The organism is Shewanella sp. 125m-1, assembly GCF_052977065.1.
Genome location: NZ_JBRILT010000093.1, coordinates 1 through 1,223, shown reverse-complemented (window position 1 = coordinate 1,223; position 1,223 = coordinate 1). Strand labels below are relative to the sequence as shown.

The window sequence follows — 1,223 nt, the reverse complement described above, 5'->3', positions numbered from 1 at the left end:
TGGTAAGCCCCTAGAACAGTAGACACTTCATAGAGTTATACTTAACCAAAAATATGAGGTGTTACATGCGCGGAAAACGATATCCAGATGAGTTCAAAATAGAAGCTGTTAAACAAGTCACTGAGCGTGGTTATAAAATCGCAGATGTTGCTGATAGATTAGGCGTCACTTCCAAAAGTTTGCACAACTGGATTAATAAGTTTGATAAGCCAGAAAAGCAACACATAACCATTGATAATCAACAAGACGAAATACGTAAACTCAAGGCTGAGCTTCGCCGCGTAACCGAAGAGCGAAATATCCTAAAGGAGGCCGCCGTGTACTTTGCAAGCGAGTCAAAGAAAAGTACACGTTCATAAAGTCTAGGCTCAAGCACTACCCAGTAAAAATCCTATGCGAAATACTTGGCGTTCACCGCAGCGGTTTCTATGCCTGGCTTAAGGAGCCTCTTAGTCGCAGAGCTACTGAAGATAAGCGATTACTAGGTAAAATTAAACAGTATTGGCTAGAAAGTGGTTGTGTGTATGGCTACCGAAATATCACTTTAGACCTTAAAGATGATGGTGAGGCCGTTGGCAAAAATCGTGTATATCGGATCATGAGAACAGCTGATATTAAGGCTGTACGTGGCTATAAGCGCAATCCAAGTTTTGGCGGAGGCGATGTTAGTCATACAGCACCAAATACGTTAAATAGAGGGTTTGACGTCGCTGAGCCCAATAAAGTTTGGGTGACCGATTTCACCTATATTCGAACTCATGAAGGCTGGCTATATCTCACCGTTGTTATCGATCTATTCTCTCGACAAGTTGTCGGTTGGACAATGAAAAGCACAGCTAGAGCTGACCTAGTTATTGATGCACTACTGATGGCGGTATGGAGACGTACCCCAACAGAAAAGGTGCTTATCCATTCCGATCAAGGCGTGCAGTATACTTGCTCTGATTGGCGCAGCTTTCTTAAAGAGCACAACCTGGAAGCGAGTATGAGTCGAAGAGGAAACTGTCATGATAATGCAGTTGCAGAAAGCTTTTTCTCATTACTGAAAAAAGACAGAATTAAGCGAAAAGTCTTCAAAACCAGAGATGAAGCGCGTGCTGAAATATTTAACTATATCGAATATTTCTACAATCCAGTGCGGCATCATGGTAGTAATAACGGACTGTCTCCAATGAAGTTTGAAAAGCAGTATTATGAGAACTTAGAAAGTGTCTAGAAAACTA

1 protein-coding gene is annotated in these 1,223 nt (G+C 41.8%); it reads left to right on the top strand.

The window, feature by feature from the left end; all coding sequences use genetic code 11:
- The first annotated feature begins 65 nt into the window (after positions 1 to 65).
- Positions 66 to 1,216 (top strand): IS3-like element ISSpi1 family transposase gene (locus ACVBIK_RS20650; RefSeq protein ID WP_447170426.1). Its coding sequence is split into 2 segments (ribosomal slippage): positions 66 to 303 and positions 303 to 1,216, totalling 1,152 coding nucleotides; the frame shifts between segments, so codons are not numbered across the junction.
- The last annotated feature ends 7 nt before the right edge of the window (positions 1,217 to 1,223 follow it).